This is a genomic window from Nostoc sp. KVJ3, from assembly GCF_026127265.1.
Classification (GTDB): Bacteria; Cyanobacteriota; Cyanobacteriia; order Cyanobacteriales; family Nostocaceae; genus Nostoc.
The window spans coordinates 491,123-513,348 of sequence record NZ_WWFG01000002.1; the positions used below are offsets into that span (position 1 = coordinate 491,123).

16 protein-coding genes and 1 tRNA gene are annotated in these 22,226 nt (G+C 40.7%); 12 read left to right on the forward strand and 5 right to left on the reverse strand.

Features of this window, described 5'->3' with window-relative positions; all coding sequences use genetic code 11:
* Window positions 1-13: 13 nt before the first annotated feature.
* Window positions 14-568 carry a thioredoxin family protein gene (locus GTQ43_RS18210; protein ID WP_265274163.1) on the reverse strand — a complete coding sequence of 185 codons (555 nt, stop codon included), beginning with the start codon at window positions 566-568 and terminating at the stop codon, window positions 14-16.
* A 450-nt stretch (window positions 569-1,018) separates the two neighbouring features.
* Between GTQ43_RS18210 and GTQ43_RS18215 the strand changes: the two genes are divergently transcribed.
* The 12 genes from GTQ43_RS18215 (at window position 1,019) to dnaN (ending at window position 16,939) form a co-directional block, all read left to right on the forward strand.
* Entirely contained in the window at window positions 1,019-1,918 is a 900-nt protein-coding gene (locus GTQ43_RS18215; RefSeq protein WP_265274164.1) for an alpha/beta fold hydrolase, read from the forward strand.
* A gap of 194 nt (window positions 1,919-2,112) precedes the next feature.
* Window positions 2,113-3,585: a glycolate oxidase subunit GlcD gene (gene glcD, locus GTQ43_RS18220; RefSeq protein ID WP_265274165.1), complete on the forward strand. Its 1,473-nt coding sequence runs from the start codon at window positions 2,113-2,115 to the stop codon at window positions 3,583-3,585.
* 665 nt (window positions 3,586-4,250) lie between these two features.
* On the forward strand, window positions 4,251-4,766 hold the full coding sequence (locus tag GTQ43_RS18225) for a hypothetical protein (protein WP_265274166.1): 516 nt from the start codon (window positions 4,251-4,253) through the stop codon (window positions 4,764-4,766).
* A 284-nt stretch (window positions 4,767-5,050) separates the two neighbouring features.
* Window positions 5,051-6,298: a glycoside hydrolase family 10 protein gene (locus tag GTQ43_RS18230; protein ID WP_265274167.1), complete on the forward strand. Its 1,248-nt coding sequence runs from the start codon at window positions 5,051-5,053 to the stop codon at window positions 6,296-6,298.
* Entirely contained in the window at window positions 6,298-6,861 is a 564-nt protein-coding gene (locus GTQ43_RS18235) for a hypothetical protein (protein ID WP_265274168.1), read from the forward strand. Before GTQ43_RS18230 ends, GTQ43_RS18235 begins: the two co-directional genes overlap by 1 nt.
* Before the next feature lie 386 nt (window positions 6,862-7,247).
* Window positions 7,248-9,494: a GAF domain-containing protein gene (locus GTQ43_RS18240; protein ID WP_265274169.1), complete on the forward strand. Its 2,247-nt coding sequence runs from the start codon at window positions 7,248-7,250 to the stop codon at window positions 9,492-9,494.
* Window positions 9,495-9,557: 63 nt separating this feature from the next.
* Window positions 9,558-9,629 (forward strand) — tRNA-Lys (locus GTQ43_RS18245).
* Window positions 9,630-10,063: 434 nt separating this feature from the next.
* On the forward strand, window positions 10,064-10,441 hold the full coding sequence (locus GTQ43_RS18250; protein WP_265274170.1) for a DUF1823 family protein: 378 nt from the start codon (window positions 10,064-10,066) through the stop codon (window positions 10,439-10,441).
* 551 nt (window positions 10,442-10,992) lie between these two features.
* A complete protein-coding gene (locus GTQ43_RS18255; protein WP_265274171.1) occupies window positions 10,993-12,651 on the forward strand; it encodes an alpha-amylase family glycosyl hydrolase in 1,659 nt (552 codons plus the stop codon).
* Window positions 12,652-12,852: 201 nt separating this feature from the next.
* Complete coding sequence (locus GTQ43_RS18260; protein WP_321162495.1) at window positions 12,853-13,911, forward strand: 3-deoxy-7-phosphoheptulonate synthase; 1,059 nt, start codon at window positions 12,853-12,855, stop codon at window positions 13,909-13,911.
* Window positions 13,912-14,410: 499 nt separating this feature from the next.
* Window positions 14,411-15,433 (forward strand): tetratricopeptide repeat protein, encoded by a 1,023-nt coding sequence (locus tag GTQ43_RS18265; protein ID WP_265274172.1) that lies wholly within the window; start codon window positions 14,411-14,413, stop codon window positions 15,431-15,433.
* Between the two features lie 342 nt (window positions 15,434-15,775).
* Complete coding sequence (gene dnaN / locus GTQ43_RS18270; RefSeq protein WP_265274173.1) at window positions 15,776-16,939, forward strand: DNA polymerase III subunit beta; 1,164 nt, start codon at window positions 15,776-15,778, stop codon at window positions 16,937-16,939.
* A gap of 172 nt (window positions 16,940-17,111) precedes the next feature.
* Here the strand turns inward: dnaN and GTQ43_RS18275 are convergent, their stop codons facing one another.
* The 4 genes from GTQ43_RS18275 to GTQ43_RS18290 all read right to left on the reverse strand — a co-directional run bounded on the left by GTQ43_RS18275 (window position 17,112) and on the right by GTQ43_RS18290 (window position 22,225).
* Complete coding sequence (locus GTQ43_RS18275; protein ID WP_265274175.1) at window positions 17,112-17,906, reverse strand: Tab2/Atab2 family RNA-binding protein; 795 nt, start codon at window positions 17,904-17,906, stop codon at window positions 17,112-17,114.
* Window positions 17,907-18,112: 206 nt separating this feature from the next.
* Window positions 18,113-18,382, reverse strand: a complete 270-nt coding sequence (locus GTQ43_RS18280) for a YciI family protein (protein WP_265274176.1) — start codon at window positions 18,380-18,382, stop codon at window positions 18,113-18,115.
* 275 nt (window positions 18,383-18,657) lie between these two features.
* On the reverse strand, window positions 18,658-19,752 hold the full coding sequence (locus tag GTQ43_RS18285; RefSeq protein WP_265274177.1) for an ATP-binding protein: 1,095 nt from the start codon (window positions 19,750-19,752) through the stop codon (window positions 18,658-18,660).
* Window positions 19,745-22,225, reverse strand: coding sequence for a WD40 repeat domain-containing protein (locus GTQ43_RS18290; RefSeq protein WP_265274178.1), 2,481 nt, complete (start codon window positions 22,223-22,225; stop codon window positions 19,745-19,747). Before GTQ43_RS18290 ends, GTQ43_RS18285 begins: the two co-directional genes overlap by 8 nt.
* Window position 22,226: the final 1 nt, after the last annotated feature.

Genomic DNA, 22,226 nt, shown 5'->3' on the forward strand with positions numbered 1-22,226 from the left:
GGACTATCTATGTCTAGTTACGCCAAATCAATGTAGTACCGATTGGTTCTGTTTGTGGTACATCTATTGTCTGACCAAGAAATAGAGAGGCGATCGCAGTTCTCAAATATTGCTGTCGCACTGCTGATGCATCTTGGGGATGATCGTCAATTTTGCCTTTATAGCGGACTATACCATTGGCATCTATTAAAAAGGCCATTGGGGTTTTTGTTGCCCCAAAACTCTGAGTTACATCTTGTGTAGAGTCCCACAGGTAAGGAAAGTTCAAATCGTGACGCTGGGCGAAAGCTTTCATATTTTCAAAGCTTGGCCTAGTTTCATGATTACCATCACTACCATTCATGCCAATTAGTGTGAAGCCTTTGCGGGCAAATTCGGCTTGAATATTTTTTAGCCTGTCAATATACCACTCTACATAAGGACAGTGGTTACACATGGAAATAACGCCCACTGCTCGGAACTTCTCAAGATAACGCCTGAGATGGTGTACTCGATCGTCAATTCCTGGCAGTTCAAAATCGGGTGCATAGCTCCCGACGGGAGTATCGATTGTTTCTAGTATATTCATGTTGTCTGGCTCGCAGAACTAGGAACAAGAAAAATGTTGTTAAATTCAGCGTCAGTTTCCAGTTGCAAACCACCCCTTAGCCGATGCCTCATATTCTGACAATGTTATAGACTCTCATTAGCGATCGTAAATTGTGAAACTACTGAATCTAGCACTGATGCTAATTCACTCACGTCTAAAAAATAGCAAAGATATTACTCACATTGGAGAAGTTATGATTCCTAATGCTGACATAATCTGAAGTTGTGACCAAATTACCTGTATCAATCAGATGAAAACTCTCTATCCTGGATCAAACCATTACCTAGAAGCTTTCATGGTGTATGTCTAAGCTATCACTAGAGCAAAGTATTTTATTTGAAAATCTGATAAATTTTATTCAAATTAAAAACAATTTTAATTGCCCCTTGCTACCCAAAGGCTTTTACCGTTATATTCATCAAACTTCCCATGACAACCTCAAGTTCAAAAACAGCATTTTCCTCTACAAAAACCTGGATTTGGCAAGATTTCCCTATCTGCTATCAAACCCAAGGAACTACCGGGCCAGCTGTTGTCCTCGTGCATGGATTTGGTGCTTCTTGGTGGCACTGGCGAAAAAATATTCCCGCATTAGCACAAAATTGTCGGGTTTATGCTATTGATTTGATTGGTTTTGGCGGTTCTGCAAAACCTCAACCTGGCGAAAAAATTGCCTACACTTTAGAAACCTGGGGACAACAAGTTGCAGATTTTTGCCGCGAAGTAGTGGGTGAACCAGTTTTTTTAGTTGGAAATTCCATCGGCTGTATTGTCGCCATGCAAGCAGCAGTCAGCAACCCAGATATTGCCTTGGGAGTTGCATTACTCAACTGTTCTTTACGACTATTACACGATCGCAAACGGGTAACTTTACCTTGGACTCGTCGTTTTGGAGCGCCTTTACTACAACGTCTATTATCTATAAAAGCAGTTGGCGATTTCTTTTTTAATCAACTTGCTAAACCAAAAACAGTACGAAAGATTCTCCTCCAAGCCTATGCTAATCCTGAGATGGTGACAGATGAGTTGGTAGATATTCTCACTTCACCAGCAAGCGATCCGGGGGCTGTAGCTGTTTTCCTGGCATTTACTTCTTATTCTACAGGGCCTCTACCAGAAGACCTTTTACCACTGCTACCATGTCCGGCGATTATCTTGTGGGGAACGGCTGATCCGTGGGAACCAATTAAGTTAGGTAGAGAATTAGCTAACTTTCCACAGGTACAAAAGTTTATTCCTTTAGAAGGAGTGGGGCATTGTCCACAAGATGAAGCACCGGAGTTAGTCAATCCGATTTTACTCGATTGGATTTTGGAGCGATCGCGGTAAGAGGTAAGGAAAAATCGTTCGCGTAGTGTGCCGGAGGCATACCACAGAGGCACAGAGAACACAGAGTAATAAGAGTTTGAGAGGTATTTTGCGTTAAGTTTACACCTATGTGCCCCTAGGACTGACTAACTAATCCCTCAAAAGCTTGGAGTATTGTTTTAAACTCTAAGTTACTATAGTGAACTTTAAAAACTATGCTGACCCAAGACAAAAAACAACGCAACTGGAAACCTATCATCAAAGCGTTCGAGGTTGTCCTTGGTAAAAATGGTGTGGTGCAACGCCGCGAAGAACTGATTACTTATGAATGCGATGGTTTAACAGGCTATCGCCAACGTCCGGCTGTGGTGGTGTTACCCAGGACAACAGAACAAGTTGCTCAAATTGTCAAGATATGCAATCAATATTCTGTCCCCTTCATAGCACGCGGCTCTGGCACTGGTCTATCTGGCGGCGCTTTACCAGTGGAAAACTCTATTTTGATTGTTACTTCCTTAATGCGACAAATCCTCAGCATTGATTTGGAAAATCAACGCGCAATTGTCCAGCCAGGGGTGATTAATAGTTGGGTAACACAAGCCGTTAGTGGTGCTGGTTTTTACTACGCTCCTGACCCATCTAGTCAAATTATCTGCTCTATTGGAGGCAATATTGCCGAAAATTCTGGTGGCGTACATTGTCTTAAATATGGTGTCACTACTAACCACGTTTTAGGATTAAAAATTGTCACACCGGAAGGGGAAATTGTCGATTTAGGTGGACAAATCCCGGAAATGCCTGGTTATGATTTAACCGGTGTATTTGTTGGTTCTGAAGGCACTTTAGGAATTGCTACAGAAATTACTTTGCGAATTCTCAAAAGTGCAGAATCAATTTGTGTGCTGTTGGCAGATTTTACCAGTATTGAAGCTGCCGGAGCAACTGTTTCTGACATTATCAGCGCTGGGATTATTCCCGGTGGTATGGAAATGATGGATAACTTCAGCATCAATGCAGTTGAGGATGTTGTCGCCACAAATTGTTATCCCCGCGATGCTACTGCTATTTTATTAATCGAAATTGACGGGTTAGAAGTAGAAGTTGCAGGGAATAAGCAGCGAGTTACTGAAATTTGTGAAAAAAATGGGGCGCGAAATGTCACTTCAGCTAGCGATCCAGAAACCAGATTGAAATTATGGAAAGGACGTAAAGCCGCTTTTGCTGCTGCTGGCCATTTAAGTCCCGATTATTATGTGCAAGATGGTGTAATTCCTCGGACTCAATTGCCTTATGTTCTGCATGAAATTGAGACATTAAGCGAACAATATGGTTATCGAGTTGCTAATGTATTTCATGCTGGCGATGGCAATCTTCATCCACTAATTCTTTATGATAACTCTGTGCCTGGAGCATTGGAACAAGTGGAAGAAATGGGTGGAAAAATTCTCAAACTTTGTGTAGAAGTAGGTGGCAGTATTTCTGGTGAGCATGGAATTGGTGCAGAGAAAAAGTGTTATATGCCACAGATGTTTAGCGAAGTTGATTTAGAAACTATGCAATGGGTGCGGCAAGTTTTTAATCCTAAAGGTTTAGCAAATCCTGAAAAGATATTCCCTACACCAAAAACTTGTGGTGAAGCTGCAAATGCATCAGCTATCAAGCAATTTGAAGGCGTGGAAAGATTTTAATAAGAAGTGATGAAGTAAATGATAAGTTTATGAAGTTTTGACTTTTCACAAGCGTGGAAAGTCATCTCAAAGGTTTAATGTAGCGTAGCGATCGCCAGAAAAGTTACTTGTTTTTTTGTGGTATTAAATAAAGAGCAAGATACTTGTATTTTCCCGGATAACTTGATAAGATTCTATGTATTAAGCTTCACATTTGAGCTTAACAAGATCATAAAAGCCCTCTTCTCCTGGTAAAATCTCGGAGATTTATTTCCTTGTATACATAGTCCGTCCCATTATTTCTGAATGGTTATAAAAGTTTGTAGTCAGCACTTAAGTGCTTGAAATTGAGCGATTTATCGCTCAATACAAACCTTAGACTTTTAGCAGTCTGTCAAACCCATTTTGACGGTTGGAGAGATGCGATAAATCGCCATCTCTACAAAAAATTTATTCGTCAATTATTTCTTGACAGACTATTAGCGGCTTATTTATAGATTATTTAGACTCCCGCGAACTGAAAGCTGTAGTGTCTTACAAGCTGAAGAAGGCTGAGTCTGGATCGTCTTAATAGGCTCAATTTTTGATGAAAAGATTGGGTAAAGGTTCTATCCGTGATGCGGAGTTGTTGAGTCAGTCTGACTCAGTAACTCCGCACCAAAGAATACAGAACCAAAGGATAGAGAATGTATCTGAGAAAGTTAGTTAAGTATGGGATTTTTGTAGTAATGCTCGTCATCGGGTTCTGTTTCACAGCAATTGCCCGTGGTTATGAAATTCCACCCCCACCTCAGCAAGTGGCGATCGCTCAACAGACGAGCGATCTCATGTTTAACACTTTGTTCGCAGCGCTGACGCAGGAGTTTAACGAAACTACTGCACAGAACGTAGAGCAAGGTAAGCAGTCCATCTCGCTAATATTTAACGATCAGAATAAAGATATGCGACTGGTTGGTACTTATGGCCCACTTAAGGAAAGCGATCGCCCCCGCGACAACTTCGAGTTTCAGGCAAACGCGCTGGCACTGGCTGGACAGGCATACACAGCCGTCCAAAAGGTGGATAATAAATGGTATTATCGACGCTCGATCCCTCTGAGTAACTTCAGAGCGGAGTGTGCCCTCTGCCACGTCAATTTCCCGGCTGGCCCAACCTCAGACCAAGTAGGCGCGCTCATGCTCAGAGTGCCAATCAATAATTAAGGGACTTCCAAAAAATAAAATAATTATTGTATGAAGCTAGGGGTCAGTGATGCTGATGCAACACTGAGTTAATGATTTATACAGGGCTTATGCATTACTTAAGCTCTAATTCTTGCGTGGCGGTAATTCATGAATTACCGCTACTTTCGTTAGTATATTTATAACCCGGAATTCTGATTCCTAACCTCTAATTTAATCATCGTTTATTCACATATCCCGGATAATTACAATTTTATTTTGTAGCTATATATAATATTCCGATCGCACTAGGTCACGCTTACATAATGAATCGGGTTGCTCGCCGTTGTGTTTCTTACTTAATGTGTTTGGGATTCGTAGTCCTTTTAACAGTTTATTCACTCTCTACAGTCTCTTCACTCCCAGTTTATTCCCAAAAAATCAGTCCTTTAACTACAGAAATTCGCGGTGTTTGGCTAACTAACGTTGCTAGTGGTGTATTATTTGTCCCTTGGGGAATTAACCGTGCTATTAGCCAATTATCGGATCTCAACTTTAATACAATTTATCCTGTAGTTTGGAACCGAGGACATACTTTTTATAAAAGCGCTGTAGCTGAAATGACTACAGGCTCAGATAGTCAACCTTTTCTCAAGTTTATGCACGGCGGACAGGATGTTTTAACAAAGATAGTAACACTTGCTAAAAAGAAAGATTTGAGAGTCATTCCCTGGTTTGAATACGGGTTTATGACACCACATTATTCGCAATTAGCAAGGCGTTATCCCGACTGGTTAACAATTGGGCAAGAAGGTATAAAGTCTATTCAAGATGCACCACCGGAAGAAATTGATAATAGTTTGGTGAGCAAGCTAGCTTGGTTGAATCCCTTACATCCGCAAGTACAAGAGTTTTTTAAAGGGCTAATTTTGGAAGTAGTCAGGGATTACGATGTGGATGGGATTCAGATTGATGACCATTTTGGAATGCCCGTACAGTTTGGCTACGATCGCTTCACTATTGAACTCTACCAGCAAGAACATCAAGGCAAAAGTCCTCCTATCGACCCTTTTAACTCAGAATGGATGCGTTGGCGGGCAGACAAAATTACTGATTTCATGGCAGAAATCTATCAAGCTGTGAAGGCAGTGAAACCAAAAGCCAGAATATCTTTGTCTCCTAATTATCAAGCTTTTGCCTACAAATACTATTTGCAAGATTGGGAGAATTGGGTAAAAAAAGGTTTAGTTAATGAGTTAATTTTACAGGTTTATCGAAATGACAAAAGCTCTTTTATTGCTCAACTAGAACAACCATCTGTGAAATTGGCTCAAAGTTTAATCCCTGTAGAAATTGGGATATCAACAGGAACAGTACGTAATCCTGTGAAAATGGCACAAGTTAGAGAACAGGTTCAAGCTGTGCGCGATCGCAATTTTGACGGCATCTCCTTTTTCTACTGGGAAAGTCTCTGGGGTTACATCGTGCCAGAATCACCCCAACAGCGACGCAAAGCTTTTTTTGAGATGTTTAATGCTAAAACTGTCAGACTATTAAAACCAAAGAAACTTTGATGCCATTCGCGCCGGAAAATCCTAGATTTAGCTTTACATTACTGTGGACTCTCGCTACTTTTGGCGGTTTTTTATTGAGTTTACTTTTTATTGAAGTTGGCGAGAAGCCATATATTGGGGTAGTAGAAGCAGCTATGGGCGGATTTGCGATCGCACTTCCTCAAGGTTGTCTTCTCAAAGAACCTGTATTTTGCATTAGGTGGATTTTGTCAAGTCTTTTGGGTTGGAGTATCATCACCGCCATCGGTATTGGTGCTATCGGTTGGATAGTACCTAGCACTCAGATTCTTCCTTTGAGAATCTTGTCGGGAGCGATTTATGGGGCGCTCGGCGGCTTGGGGATTGGATTGGCGCAATGGTTGGCAATTCCCCAGCCGCTGGCGTGGCGATGGATATTTGTCTCTTCGGTAAGTTGGGCTGTTGCTATCCCTGCGGGTTCTGCTGTGGGGATGATTTTGCACCGCTTAACGCAGTTATTCTTAGGCGAAGTTATGGGATTAGGCATCACCTGGTTGCTGGTTGGTATCCTCACGGGAATGAATGCTCATAAATTGCGATCGTAGACAAACCAAGCAATCATCTTCGACTCTTAGGATCTTTAATTCTATCTTCCCATTCCCACTATCGTCCATAAATTTATTAAGAATTATAAAATTAATTGATATAATCTGATGATTGTACTTAAGTATATGCAAGAATCTTGAAAAATTGTTCAAAAATCATTAAATTTGCCCTAATCTGCAAATGTGTTTTCGCCTTCAAAAAGCAGGATTTATTAAGCTGACTCCTATTAGCTTTCCTAGATTTCTGATTCAGAAGTAGAGAAAGATCCAAATTTCGATGAGCAACAGCTGACAATACTTTGCTATAGGCGCTAAAGTGCATCTACTACAAGCATAGCGACAAGAGAGCGCCTAGAAGAGTCAGTAATACCAGAAAGGACTCTCGTATGAATATAAACCCAGCAGAATCAACTATGGAGTTGACAAAATTATCGCCTCCTCAAATTATCTTTGGCACAGAAGTAGATCATAAAAGTAGTGAGCAATTTCTACTGAGTATGTACGATTCTGTACAGGCATCAATATTTATAGTAGACGTTCTAGAGGATGGAGATTTTCAGTATGTGGCACTGAATCCTACTCATGAGCGATGGATAGGCATTTGCTCAGATGAGCTTCGGGGCAAAAAACCAGAGGATATTCTCTCACCCATCGATGCTGCTAGGGTGCGTCAGCATTACGCTGACTGTGTAATATTTGGCAAAACTATTTCCTACGAACAATGTTTGCAATTCCAGGGGGTTCCCACTTGGTGGAGTACAACTCTCACCCCACTAAGGGATGCTAACTCCCGAATTTATCGATTGATTGGTACTAGTAGTAATATTACTCCTGTGAAGCAAGCCCAAGAAGCAGTCGGACTCCAAGTTGAACGGGAACGGTTGCTAGAAGCGATCGCCGGCAGAATTCACCAATCTGTAGAATTAGAGACAATTCTGCATCAGACAACAATTGAACTGCGGCAATTTTTAAATTGCGATCGCATCCTCATTTATCGTTTTCAGGCTGATGGTAGTGGAGTAGTCATTGCCGAATCAACTGTGGCTGCTAACGATCCCCTATTGGGAAAAAATATCACCGATCCCTGTTTCAGTGGCAAACATCTAGAACACTACAAGCGAGGTTGCATTCAAGTTGTCGAAGATATTTATGCAGCCGGCTTGCATCCTTGCCATATAGAGTTCCTGGCATCTTTGCAGATCAGAGCCAATCTAGTAGTACCAATTTTCCAAGAGCAAGATATGTGGGGGCTATTGATTGCCCAGCATTGCCATGAATCACGGCAATGGCAGCAAACAGAAACAGACTTACTCAAACAGTTGACGACTCAAATCGGCATTGCTATCCAACACGTAGAACTTCATCAACAGTTCAAGGATCTCAATGCCAAGATGGAGTTGCAAAAAGAGAAGCACAAAAATCAGTTGCAGCAGATACGAAGCTTTGAAGCTTTAGTGCGACGGATGACAGAACAAATCCGCGACAGTCTGGATGAAACTCAGGTATTGCAGACAGTCACTCAGGAATTAGCAGAGTTATTGAACCTTGAACGTTGTCAAATCGAACTTTATAGCCCCTGTCAAACTCAGGTAACTATTGCCTACGACTACAGCATTAACCTACCCCAGTGTCAAGGATTGACTAGACAGATTGCAGAACGTCTAGAAGTTTATCAGCCTTTGTTGCAAAAACAACCTCTGCAATTTTTGGAAATTTCCCCTGGATGGCAACCACAGTTATTGGTTATGTCTCAGATGGCTTGCCCAATTTTTGATACTCAAGGGATTTTGGGAAATATTTGGTTGACAAGACCGACACAAGAGGCATTTGATGAATTTGAAATTGGGCTAGTGCAGCAGGTAGCAAATGAATGTGCGATCGCCATTCGTCAAGCTCAACTTTACCAACAAACCCAGGCACAGGTAAAAGAATTAGAAAATTGCGATCGGCTCAAAAACCAATTTCTCCGAAACCTGTCTCAAGAACTGCGGACACCCATAACTAGCATTAGTCTTGCAGTCCAAACCCTCGAAAGTGTCCTGACACCAGCAGAAATATTAGATATAGAAATAGTTCCGCAACTATTGCAGATTTTGCATAACGAGTGTGCGCGAGAAAGCAAGTTAATTAACGATCTACTTACACTCACATATCTCGAAGCCGAACCCGATCCCCCAACATTGATCGCCATTGACTTACAAAGCTGGCTTCACCCCATTGTCGAATCTTTTCGAGACCTCACCAACTGCCAGCGACAACAATTAAACCTAAGTGTTGATCGTACACTCCCGCTTTTAGAGACAGATATCACCGATTTGGAGAGGATTATCACCGAACTACTCAACCATGTCTGCAAATATACCCCAGCAGGTGAGTCCGTCACAGTCTCTGCTCACCTAGCAGGGGATGCGGTAGAGCTTAATATTAGCAATTCTGGACTAGAGCTTACCAACAACGAACTGTCACGGATATTTGAGCCTTTCTATCACCTTTCCAAACACGATCCTTGGAAACATAGCGGCACTGGACTGGAATTAGCATTAGTGCAGAAAATGGTCAGACATTTAGGCGGCTCAATTTATGTAGAAAGTGGAACAGGTCAAACCACCTTCACCATCAAATTCCCCTTTTAATTAGTTTTTTACGCACGGCACTAGCTAAATTGTCAGAAGTTGTGCTACGATTATTGTTCGTGTGGGTGACTAGCTCAACGGTAGAGCAGTAGACTCTTAATCTATTGGTTGCGGGTTCAAATCCCTCGTCACCCACTTCTTTCAGCCCCTGGCTTTTTATCCTTGACTAAATTGAGTTGGTAGAACACTTCAAAAGTCCCATTTACAAGGATAAAATCACTAAATTTTTGACTAATTTAAATAAAAACGCTTAGTGGGCACACGTTGCCCACAACTCTCTGCTGCTGTTGGAAGGGATGGCATCTGCCCAACCACAGCATAAACCTTTTGGCGATAATGAGACAAAAAGGGAATTATCAGCCTGGGAAGCCTGGTTCATTAGATATATAGTCAAGTTTTTGCCCTCGCTCCCCATTCCCCTGATAAAGAACCACATACATACAACAGTGTTCAATTAGAACAAAAACGCTCGATATCTTTGGGAGTGAAACAGAGAAACGAGCAAGTGTTTTTGTCACTCAATAATTGTTGTAAATTTAATCAGGAATCAGTTTTTTAATTTTGAATTTATGTCTAACCTGCCACCACTCAATACAGAAACAATTCAGGCAATTCTTGACGATAAAATTGATGATGCCACAGTTAACCAGTTGCTATGGCATTGTTTAGGCTATCGCTATGACTCCTCAACTTCACAATGGGACACTAGCCAAGTTGCACCAGAATGGCAAGATGAGTACCCACAACCTCCAAATTTCATCGAATCTCGCCCTGCAACAGTCAAACTGACTCGTTCAATTCCTGCTGAAAATAAACAAATGCTCAAAGAAAAACTGGGTTTCAAAGGTTATAAAATTGGAGAATTTGTCCCTCGGCAAACCCGCAGAGCAACGGCGGCAAATTGGTTTTTAAGTTATCTACAACAAACTAACGGCAGAATTGAATAATCTATAGCAATCCGATTTGATTCTTGAAAAAATTTAAGTAGATGTAGGGTGTGTTATGCCAGTGACGCTCCTTCTCCTAATGAAGAAGCTACGCGAACGTCGCTAACGCTCAAGTCAGGAAACCCTTTCGGCAGTTCCTTCTGGGGGAAAACCACAAGATCGGACTGCCTCACCACGCGACTGGCTCGCCTACGTATTTTTCAAAAATTAAATAGTAGTCCTATAATACAGCAGGTATCTAGTAAAAATAAGATTTTACTAAATATCTGCAATTTAATAAATTAATAAAAATCTATTAATCTCTCTATTAAAAATTCGATATTAGGAGTAACATAGACAAGCAATTCATTAGATTGAATCTGCATATTAGTTAAAAATAAATATGATAGATAATCAAATATTGGTAAGATGGAGTGATTTTTTAGAAATGTTTATAAATTCATCCTGAAGATAGAAGCACTCATTATATAATTATTTCTCTAGAGCGATTTGCAAATTCAATTTAACATCAGAAAATACTTATATCAACCCTTGATATTACAAGCACTTCTATGGGAAAGCCAATTGAATTTAATTTATTTGCACCTTATAACAAAGGAGCCGCGCTAATTGGTTCTTTTTCTGATTGGCAAGAAATTCCAATGAAAAGAGGTGATGATGGTTATTTTCGCACAAGTGTTGAACTAGAAGACGGCGCTTATAAATATAAATTCCGCGTCCAGACAAACTCATGGTTTTTTGAACCAGAACAATGGGTTGATGTTACAGATCCTTGTGCCACAGATATAGATGAACTGAGTGGAAAAGATGATGGTGTTATCTATATTAAAAATGGCGAAAGGATTACCGATACTTATGTTTGGAAATATGATGATAAACCTTTACCGGCCGATCGCGAATTAGTAATTTATGAATTACACGTCGGTGACTTTTCTGGTGGCGAGGACGATCCTTATGCGCGAGGCAAGTACAAACACGTCATTGAAAAGTTAGATTATTTGTGTGAACTAGGAATCAATGCTATTGAGTTGATGCCACTTAAAGAATATCCTGGTGATTATAGTTGGGGTTATAATCCCCGCCACTTTTTTGCAACAGAATCAAGTTATGGTTCTACTGCTGAGTTGAAAAAATTAATTGATGAGTGTCACGCTAGAGGCATTCGGATAATTATTGACGGTATTTATAACCACTCAGAAGCATCTGCTCCGTTAACACAAATCGACCACGATTATTGGTATCATCATGAACCTCGCGATCCTGATAATAACTGGGGGCCTGAGTTTAATTACGAACATTATGATGAAAAATTAAAGATTCATCCAGCGCGGAAATTTATTGGTGAGGTAATCCGTTTTTGGATTGAGGAATATCACCTTGATGGTATTCGCTATGATGCGGCACGGCAAATTGCTAACTACGATTTCATGCATTGGATTGTTCAGGAAGCTAAAAATATTGCTGGCACGAAGCCTTTTTATAACGTTGCCGAACATATCCCTGAAACTACCAGCATTACCAATGTAGATGGGCCAATGGATGGTTGTTGGCATGACAGTTTTTATCACTGCATTCTAGAACATATCTGCGGTGATACATTTGATTTAGAGCGTCTAAAAGATGTTATTGACTGCAAGCGCCAAGGCTTTTTGGGTGCTACCAATGTAGTAAATTATCTCACTAACCACGACCACAACCACCTTATGGTAGAATTCGGGAACCGTGAGATTTTTAACGAAGAAGCCTTTAGACGGGCTAAATTAGGAGTAGCCATCCTCATGACTGCTGTTGGCGTACCTTTAATTTGGATGGGTGAAGAATTTGGCGAGTACAAACCTAAACAACCTGAATCAGCGAAAATTGATTGGACGCTGTTAGGAAATGATTTAAATCGTAGTTTATTTGAATCATATAAAGGCTTAACTAACCTACGTAAAAATAATCACGCTCTCTACACTGAAAATATTGATTTTATCCACGAAAATCCAGAAGCAAAAGTATTAGCTTATACTCGCTGGAACGATGAAGGTTCTCGTGTCGTCGTCATAGCAAATTTCTCAGAAAACTTTCTAGCTGGCTACCATGTTCCTAACTTTCCTAGTGCTGGTACATGGCATGAGTGGACAGGTAATTATGATGTCGAGTCTGGTGACGATGGCATCATAACTGACTTGGGGCCATACGAAGCTAAAGTATTGGTTTGGCAGTAATCATATACACTACTACTGAGTCAGTAGTCTGATAGCAAAGAAAGGTGGGGAAATTTTTCTCTATCTTTCAGTTATTATCTGGAACTTTAATACAGCTTGATTAGACATTTGTCAAGTAAAAAATAAGCTATTTTAAAATCTCATGGGTTCATGTTACACTTCTGAGTTAAAGTGCAAATATAAAATTGCCAGAGCATTCCCATGCACAACAAATTAATTAACAGTAATATCGACAACGCTAATATCGAGAACGATCGCATTTTATTAACTCCCAATGAAGTAAAATCAAAATTACCTTTAACACAATTATCTGAACAAAGAGTTTTAGCCTATAGGCAGGAAATAGAAGATATCCTGGATTTTCAGGATCGCCGCAAATTTATAGTAGTTGGCCCATGCTCAATCCACGATCCAAAAGCAGCGCTCGAATATTCTGAAAGATTGAAAGCATTGTCCGAGCGAGTTCAGGATAACTTGCTACTAATTATGCGAGTATACTTTGAAAAACCAAGAACAACGGTTGGTTGGAAAGGATTAATTAACGATCCAGATATGGATGATTCTTTCCATGTAGAGAATGGTTTATTAATTGCACGGGATCTGTTATTAAAAATTACAGAATTGGGATTACCTGCTGGCACAGAAGCATTAGATCCAATCATCCCTCAATACATTAGCGAACTCATTACCTGGTCTGCGATTGGGGCGCGCACAACCGAATCACAAACTCACCGCGAAATGGCCAGCGGACTTTCGATGCCTGTGGGTTTCAAAAACGGTACTGACGGCAATATTCAAGTAGCTTTAAATGCTTTACAATCGGCTCTGAACCCGCATAATTTTTTGGGAATTAATCAAAACGGACAGGTTAGCGTCTTTCAAACTAAAGGTAATACCTACGGTCATGTAATTTTGAGGGGTGGTAGTCAGCCTAACTTTGATGCAGCAAATGTCAAACTCGTAGAAGAGAAATTAAAACAGGCAAATTTACCACCCAGAATTGTAATCGACTGTAGTCACGGCAATACCAATAAAGATTATAAATTACAAGGTGCTGTCTTAGAAAACATTATTCAGCAAATAGTGGATGGTAATACGTCAATAGTTGGAATGATGCTGGAATCGCATTTGTATGAAGGTAGTCAAGCAATTACTGGTAAACAAGAAGAATTAAAATATGGTATTTCTGTAACTGACAAATGTATCGGTTGGGAAGAAACCGAAAAAATTATTTTGGCTGCTCACGAAAAACTTAAGTAGATAAGTAGTCAGAGATAGGAATCATATTTGATTTTTGAAAAAATATAAGTATCTGTAGGGTGTGTTAGACGGAACGTCGTAACGCACCATCAGCTTGGGTACGCAACTAACAAAAGATGGCTTGTAAAAGGCTGAAACAACGTATTTGCGTTAATACACAAGATGATTCTTTTGTACAGTGCGTAAGTCCTACTTTCCCCAGTTTTTTGTTCACGATCGCACTTGACATTCAAGACAGTCGCTACGAATTTTAAGCTTTTTCAGCAAAACCTACGTAGTATTGGTTTTGTGTCTAACTTATTCTGTAACTCATGCGTAAGTCTTCTATTTGTATTAATTGCTTCATAAATACTTCTGGAAGTATGAAACAATAGCATACTTATCTGTTTAAGTCTTATATCTAAAGATAGAAGATAAAGGTTAAAATTTGGGAAACCTAAGAGGGGTTCATTCCCAAGAGATGTCTTGCCTACTTATCGCAGAATGCAACTGAGGTCAGATGACGCAACCTTTAAATCAAGTCAAAGAGTGGGAACAACGTCGTGATGAAGCAAACCGCTACTATCAACGCGGTAAATTTCAAGAGTATCTCGATCTTGCAACCAAGAATTTACACCTTGCTAGAGCAATTCCAGACCGCGCTAGGGAAGGTTATACATTAAATGACCTCGGTTTAGCTCACCTCAGCTGCTGGCAACCTCAAAGAGCATTAGAGCGCTTTCATCAGGCGCTGTCGGTTGCTGTTGAAATTGGCAATGCTCCCGCAGAAGCAACTGCACTCAGCAATCTGGGTTCTACTTACAGCCGTCTTGGACACTTTTCGCAAGCGTTGGGATATTTTGACAAAGCACTGCCTATCTTTAGGCGATCGCAAGATATTCAAAGTGAAGTTTCTACCCTGAATGATGTAGCATTAATCTATACCCGCTTAGGAGAACCAAAACGGGCACTGTTGCTACAGCACCAAATTTTGACGACGCGGCGATTGTTAGGTGACTTTTCTGGTGAAGCAACAACACTTAATGGTATTGGGTTTGCTTACAATGTCTTAGGCAAGTTTGAGCAGGCTTTAGAATTTTTTCAAGCAGCACTTCCAATTCAACGAGCTGTCAAGAATTTGCTTGCGGAAGCAACCACTTTAAATAATATTGCCTCAATCTATAGTGATTTAGGAAAACCCAAACAAGCGCTATTACTCTACTATCAGGTTCTTTTGACACGTCGAGCAATTAGCGATCGCTCTGGTGAGGCCACAACCCTTCACAACATTGGTTTTACCTACAGTACCCTGGCACAGAATCGCCAAGCAATGAAATTCTATAAACAAGCTATTGCAATTTATCGACAACTGAGCGATTCTCTGGGAGAAATTTCAACTTTACTGAATATGGGAAGCCTTTACGCTACAACCAAACGTAAAAAAATGGCGAGATCGTGCTTCCAAAATGCCCAAGATTTAGCAGAGCAAATCGAACATCAGCCACTCCTAAAAAAAGTACAGCAGTTTATAGATTCACTCTAGAAATTTAATTTGTGGGGAAGGATAAAAAACAATGCTCTATGCCCCATGTCTAGGCTGTTGATTTTGATGGAATTTGGGTTTTGATTTGGTTCATGCTATTTTCGTGTCATTGCTTCGCTCGCAATGACATATTATTTAGCATGACTTTTTAACTCCTAAAAAGGCACAGAGTCAACAGCCTAGTACCGCAGGGCGGAATTAAAAATTAAAAATTAAAAATTAAAAACGAATACAGCATGAGGGTTTCATTGATTTGGAATGCGTGGTTTATTTCCGCCGCACTGTACTAGCCCCATGCCCCATAACGATGTTACGATATCCTTCACCAGTTGAATCTGATTTATGAAATTAGTTTGCTCGCAAAGCGATCTCAGTACAAACCTCTCACTCGTCAGTCGTGCAGTACCTTCACGACCAACTCATCCAGTACTTGCCAATGTGCTGCTCCAAGCGGATGCTGAAACTAATCAAGTAAGCTTAACAGCTTTCGATCTCAGCTTGGGAATCCGCACCAGCTTTAATGCTGAGGTATGGCAAGGAGGTGCGATCGCACTTCCTGCTAAGTTACTTGTAGATATCACCTCTCGTCTTCCAGAAGGCGAAATCACTTTAGACGATGAATCAGCCCTCACAGGTGCAACATCAGGTGGAGAAGGTTTAATAGTCACACTTACACCTAAGAGTGGACATTACCAAGTCCGAGCAATGGGGCCTGAAGAATTTCCTGAACTTCCTGTAATTGAAAATACCGAAGTCCTCAATCTTACCACTGCGGCATTAATTGAGGGATTACGGGGTTCATTATTTGCTACAAGTAGTGATGAAACTAAGCAAGTACTCACGGGAGTGCATTTAACAGTTAAACAAGATACTTTAGAATTTGCGGCTACCGATGGACATCGCCTAGCAGTGGTAGAAACTAGCAATGAGCGTCCTCTCGGCGGAACTAGTCAACTAGAAGTAACAGTACCAGCTAGAGCATTACGCGAACTCCAACGAATGTTAGCTCATAGTGCCTCATCTGATGAACCTGTAGCTTTACATTTCGATCAAGGTCAAGTTGTTTTTGCATGGCAAAATCAACGCTTGACTAGTCGCACATTAGAAGGGCAATATCCTGCTTATCGACAACTGATTCCGCGTCAATTTGAGCGACAAGTGACAATTGAACGACGACAATTTGTAAGCACTTTAGAGCGGATTGCTGTTCTAGCCGATCAAAAAAATAATATTGTTAAAGTTAGTATTGATAGCGAAGCTCAAGAAATTACTTTATCTTGTGAAGCTCAAGATGTGGGCAGTGGTAGAGAGTCAATGCCAGCACAAATTTCTGGGGAAAACATTGAAATTGCTTTTAACATTAAATATTTGATGGAAGGCTTGAAGGAGTTACCATCTTCCGAAATTCAAATGCATTTAAATCAAAGTCTAACTCCAGTGATTTTTACGCCCTTGGGTGGTTTGAAGATGACATATTTAGCTATGCCCGTGCAACTTAGAAGTTAAAAATAGTTGTGGATTGGGGAGCTAAAAGAAAAGGGCGGTTAGAAACCGCGCCTACACAAATAAAACTCACTTTCGTGGGTTTCAAGCTCTCACGGAAATAATATCAGACATCGGTTTAATCTATTTTTTAAGCTATAAAAATTAAGGGGACAAATATTTTTGGTAATTACTATCAATCTTCTCCCTGTAACAACCAAAATCCACTATAAGTCATCCCAGAATCATCTGGTTGAACTAACAAAAAATGTAATCCTCGGCAATGCTTTTTTCGTTGTTGATATATTTGGGCTGCTGTTGTAACTTCTGGATCTTCAAAAGTGGCAACAATCCATCTATCTACTAAGCCAGCCTCTAGTACTAAGCCGTCTGGTGCGCCAGAAATGTAGTTTAATGCCACAGGACGGGCTTGCTGTAACCAACGTGCTAGGCGCATTGATTGCCTTCCACCATAAATCACCACACCAGGGACAGGCACTGTTGACGCTAAACCCAAATTGATGGGTTTAAGATGTTCTGGTATGTGCAAAATGGGAATGGGGCGATCGCTAAATCTGGTTTCTACATCATTTGCAGCTAGACTAGCAAAACGCCATTGTTCTCCCCAGAGGTTGTCTGGTAATGGTACTGGAGGTGGTTTATCCAGTGTTGAGGGATATTGCTTTTCTTGTAGCCACTGCTTCAACGCCAAAGTGTGGCGAGTAGGTTCGACATTAATGCTTAAATTGCGTCCCGCCGCCTCAATTAAGCTTAGAGACTGCGGACGAAATACCTGAATCACATCCGGCAATTTTTCACCAGCAGCAAATTCGAGTTGAGCCGCAACCCAAGTCGAATTTGCTGCTAATTGAAGACAGGTAGCTTCATACTCAAAGCTGCGAGTTGCGTCACAAATCAACAATTCCCATAAAATTTGTCCAGATGTATCTTGTGAGGGACGACGATAAAAATCAACTTGCCAAATTTTCATTATGTGGGGAGTGGGATGAGGGAGATTAGACAATACATTCGGTTAAGCCAAGAGACGCGATTAAATCGCCGTCAAAACGAAGGATTGATTATTGTAGAGACGGCGATTTATCGCGTCTTTTTGATTTAAAATTTTCATCAAAAAACCCTAACCAAACCGTATTGGGAGTGAGGGAGAAGAATTAATAACCAATGCCCCATACCAATTTAAAAAGCCTGAATCCATTCTTTGACAGAATATTCAGTCCAGATGCCATTTTTCCAGTAGGGATCATTTTCAATTAATTCGCGGACAGTGGCTTCGTCTTCGGCTTCGTAAATCCCAAAAACTTTTGTGACATCTTTGGTGGGGCCAATGGTAATCAGCACACCGGATTCTTTTTGTTTTGCTAATCCGTCTAAATGAGCTTGACGGTGGGGGGTACGTTTTTCGAGAACGTCTTCACAGTAAGTCCCCCAAAGTACATATTTAGTCATAATTGCTTGTTACTCCTACTGGTTAATAAGATATTACTCTGGCAGTTTCTAAGAGGTTGTTTGAAAAGTTTTTCCCTGTGACTTTAGGCACCTTGAGATCCCCCCTAACCCCCCTTAAAAAGGGGGGAACCGGAATCAAAGTCCCCCTTTTTAAGGGGAGCCACTGCGTTGGGCGGGTTCCCCGACTTGAAGCACGTGGCGTGGATTTAGGGGGAGCTAAAACTTTTGATACCGACAAGAGGACTTTTCAAATATCCTCTAAATGCCCTTTTAACTCAAACCTTAGACTGAATTTGTTGCCTCAACCAATCACGAAAATTAGTATGATAAACACTATAATGGATTTCTGGTACTATTGATTCTAAATGTAAAAACTCTCGCCACTTGTCTAAAATTACCTTGATTTCATATTCATCTGTATCTAATGTTTCGGCGATCGCTTCTATTGATATTGATTCCTCTTGAACTAAAATATTTAACACCTGTAAAGCCATTGCTTGCTGTTTACTGGTTGCTAAATTCATTTTTTCCCAATGATTTTGGTAATAGAGTTGTAAATTTTGGGGGTAAATATCCTCTTTAATAGTTGCTAAGATTTCCTTAACATACATAAAATTGGTTTCATCATCATCAAAACCCTGATCTTCGCTAACGCTATGCACCCTGCGGGAAGCCGCAGAAGCGTCTACAGAATGAGATGATTCATTTAAATAAGTTTTAATATATTCTTGGATATCAGCGCGGTTTTGTTCAGGGTAATTTGATAAATCTAAAGATTGGGATGGAGTTTCAATTAATAATCCTGATTGGTTTGCTAAAAAAGGACGACGAGTAAGGATAAAATAAACTTTTTCTGGGAGATAGCGGGGTAAATATAAAATATTTGAGCCGCGTGGTTGATTGTTGATATCAATTCTATCGCAACCATCTATAGTAATAATTAAACGTTGTTCTGGATGCAATCTATCGCTGATTTGTTGTAGTAACAATGATAAAAAACCACTGTTTTCTGTGGTAAATTCAAGAGAGTTAGGTGTAAAATTTTTACTACATTGATGTTGGGCAATTTCTATTAATTGAGTGCAAATCGTCGTCAGAAATTCCTCAGCGCGATTTTTACCTGTAATTTCGACATTGCAATAGACTATTCCGGGATTTTGGCTGACATAATGGGCAAGAATTGCACTTTTACCAATCCCCGGATCGCCGATAATAGTAAAGTAGCCCCGGTCAGATTGATTAAGGAAGTTATTAATAGCAGAAAAAACAAATTCACGACCGACAAAGTTGTGATTTTTTGCAGAAATGATTTGCTGAAATTCTGGGGGATATCTGGGGATATTGATTGTATTTGGAGTAATGTTATTCATTTTCTGAACCCCCTTCTAAACGGAGAAAATGAACCCGCCCTGAACTTTCACCTGCTGCAATTGTCAATCCATCTGGGGAAATAGCACAGCAATATATATAACTTTCACCAGTAAAAGTAGAGATTTCCTTTGCTGTGTGTAAATCCCACAATTTCAGGGTGTGGTCAGCAGAAGCAGAAACGGCTTTTTGACCATCTGGGGCGATCGCTACTCCTCTTACCCAGTGATTATGACCTCTCAGGGTAGAGATTTCTGTTGCTGTCTCTAAATCCCACAGTTTTAAGGTCTTGTCATCTGAAGCAGAAACGGCGGTTTTTCCATCTGGGGCGTTGGCTTTGCCCGCCGGAGGCATCGCTACTGCATTTACTGAGTCGTTATGACCTCTGAGGGTAGAAATTTCCTTTCCTGTCTCCAAATCCCACAGTTTCAGGGTGTTGTCACTAGAAGCAGAAACCACTGTTTGGCCATCTGGGGCGATCGCTACTGCATTTACTGAGTCTTTATGACCTCTGAGGGTAGAGATTTCCTTTCCTGTCTCCAAATCCCACAGTTTCAGGGTGTTGTCACTAGAAGCAGAAACTGCTGTTTGGCCATCTGGGGTAATGGCTACTGCATTTACTGAATCGTTATGACCTCTGAGGGTAGAGATTTCCTTTCCTGTCTCCAAATTCCACAGTTTCAGGGTGTTGTCACTAGAAGCAGAAACTGCTGTTTGACTATCTGGGGTAATGACTACTGCATTTACCGAGTTGTTATGACCTCTCAGGGTAGAGGTTTGCCATCCTGTATTCAAATTCCACAATTTCAGGTTATTAGAAGCAGAAACTGCCTTTTTTCCATCTGGGGTTATGGCTACTGTATTTACTGAACCTCTATGATCTCTCAGGGTAAAGATTTCCCTTCTCGTCTCCACATTCCACAGTTTCAGAGTCCACAATTTCAGAGTCCACAGTTTCAGGGTGTTGTCACTAGAAGCAGAAACGACTGTTTGACCATCTGGGGCGATCGCTACTGCATTTACCAAGTCGTTATGACCTCTCAGGGTAGAGATTTCCTTTCCTGTATTCAAATTCCACAGTTTCAGGTTATTAGAAACAGAAACGACTGTTTGACCATCTGGGGTAATGGCTACTGCTGTTACCGGGTTGTTATGACCTTTCAGGGTAGAGATTTCCCTTCCCGTCTTCAAATTCCACAGTTTCAGGGTGTTGTCACTAGAACCAGAAACGACTGTTTGGCCATCTGGGGTAATGACTACTGCATTTACCGAGTCGTTATGACCGCTCAGGGTAGAGATTTCCTTTCCTGTCTTCAAATTCCACACTTTCAGGGTGTTGTCACTAGAAGCAGAAACTGCTGTTTGACCATCTGGAGTAATGACTACTGCATTTACCGAGTCTTTATGACCGCTCAGGGTAGAGATTTCCCTTTTCGTCTCCAAATCCCACAGTTTTAACTGTTTCAGACGACCTCTCAGGGAAGAGAAATCTCTTGCTGTCTCCAAATTCCACAGTTTCAGGGTGTTGTCACTAGAAGCAGAAACTGCTGTTTTGCCATCTGGGGTAATGGCTACTCCATTTACCGAGTCTTTATGACCTCTCAGGGTAGAGATTTCCTCTCCAGTCTCCAAATCCCACAGTTTCAAAGTCCACAGTTCCAAGCTATTAGAAACAGAAATTGCTGTTTGACCATTTGGAGTAATGACTACTGCTGTTACTGAGTCTTTATGACCTCTCAGGGTAGAGATTTCCTCTCCAGTCTCCAAATCCCACAGTTTCAGGGTGTTGTCACTAGAAGCAGAAACTGCTGTTTGACCATCTGGAGTAATGACTACTGCATTTACTGAGTCGTTATGACCTCTCAGAGTAGAGATTTCCTTTCCAGTCTCCAAATCCCACAGTTTCAGGGTGTTGTCACTAGAAGCAGAAACTGCTGTTTGACCATCTGGAGTAATGACTACTGCATTTACCGAGTCGTTATGACCAGTCAGAATACGCACTAGGTTTCCACCCGGAGAAGTTAAACTGGCTGTGATCGGTTGAAGTCGAGGAATTTCACTTTTACTTTGTACTGCATCTGCCAATATTTTCTGAATTTCTGGCTCAGGAAAACTCTGCAATCTTCCCCATAATTGTCCTACTAATTGATTTGGGTCTTGATTCAAAACATGGGCTGATAACTGTAGGGTACGTTGAATTAATTTGAGGTGTTTGACTTGTTCTGGGTCTAGTTTCTCTTGTTGCTCTAAGCTATCTAATATCTCTGGAGCATCAATTAAATAATAATCTCTAATCAGGGTTTCTACTCCAAATTGAGGATATTGAATTTTCAGAGAAATAAATTCAAAATCTGTGAGAGTTTGATAATATTTTTCTGAATTACCCGCTTTTAATTGTTGTTCAGGAAATTGTCCCAAGAACAAATTTTGAAATTCTGCTGATTTTGATGCTAATTTAATGGCAATTTTTCCCATT

Coding starts and splice junctions, on each gene's coding strand:
- GTQ43_RS18235 (WP_265274168.1), top strand. CDS start 6,298: ATGCCATTCGCGCCGGAAAATCCTAGATTTAGCTTTACATTACTGTGG.
- GTQ43_RS18290 (WP_265274178.1), bottom strand. CDS start 22,225: ATGGGAAAAATTGCCATTAAATTAGCATCAAAATCAGCAGAATTTCAA.
- GTQ43_RS18275 (WP_265274175.1), bottom strand. CDS start 17,906: ATGAAAATTTGGCAAGTTGATTTTTATCGTCGTCCCTCACAAGATACA.
- GTQ43_RS18260 (WP_321162495.1), top strand. CDS start 12,853: ATGCACAACAAATTAATTAACAGTAATATCGACAACGCTAATATCGAG.
- GTQ43_RS18225 (WP_265274166.1), top strand. CDS start 4,251: ATGTATCTGAGAAAGTTAGTTAAGTATGGGATTTTTGTAGTAATGCTC.
- GTQ43_RS18240 (WP_265274169.1), top strand. CDS start 7,248: ATGAATATAAACCCAGCAGAATCAACTATGGAGTTGACAAAATTATCG.
- GTQ43_RS18215 (WP_265274164.1), top strand. CDS start 1,019: ATGACAACCTCAAGTTCAAAAACAGCATTTTCCTCTACAAAAACCTGG.
- GTQ43_RS18230 (WP_265274167.1), top strand. CDS start 5,051: ATGAATCGGGTTGCTCGCCGTTGTGTTTCTTACTTAATGTGTTTGGGA.
- GTQ43_RS18210 (WP_265274163.1), bottom strand. CDS start 568: ATGAATATACTAGAAACAATCGATACTCCCGTCGGGAGCTATGCACCC.
- GTQ43_RS18265 (WP_265274172.1), top strand. CDS start 14,411: ATGACGCAACCTTTAAATCAAGTCAAAGAGTGGGAACAACGTCGTGAT.
- GTQ43_RS18255 (WP_265274171.1), top strand. CDS start 10,993: ATGGGAAAGCCAATTGAATTTAATTTATTTGCACCTTATAACAAAGGA.
- GTQ43_RS18280 (WP_265274176.1), bottom strand. CDS start 18,382: ATGACTAAATATGTACTTTGGGGGACTTACTGTGAAGACGTTCTCGAA.
- glcD (WP_265274165.1), top strand. CDS start 2,113: ATGCTGACCCAAGACAAAAAACAACGCAACTGGAAACCTATCATCAAA.
- GTQ43_RS18285 (WP_265274177.1), bottom strand. CDS start 19,752: ATGAATAACATTACTCCAAATACAATCAATATCCCCAGATATCCCCCA.
- dnaN (WP_265274173.1), top strand. CDS start 15,776: ATGAAATTAGTTTGCTCGCAAAGCGATCTCAGTACAAACCTCTCACTC.
- GTQ43_RS18250 (WP_265274170.1), top strand. CDS start 10,064: ATGTCTAACCTGCCACCACTCAATACAGAAACAATTCAGGCAATTCTT.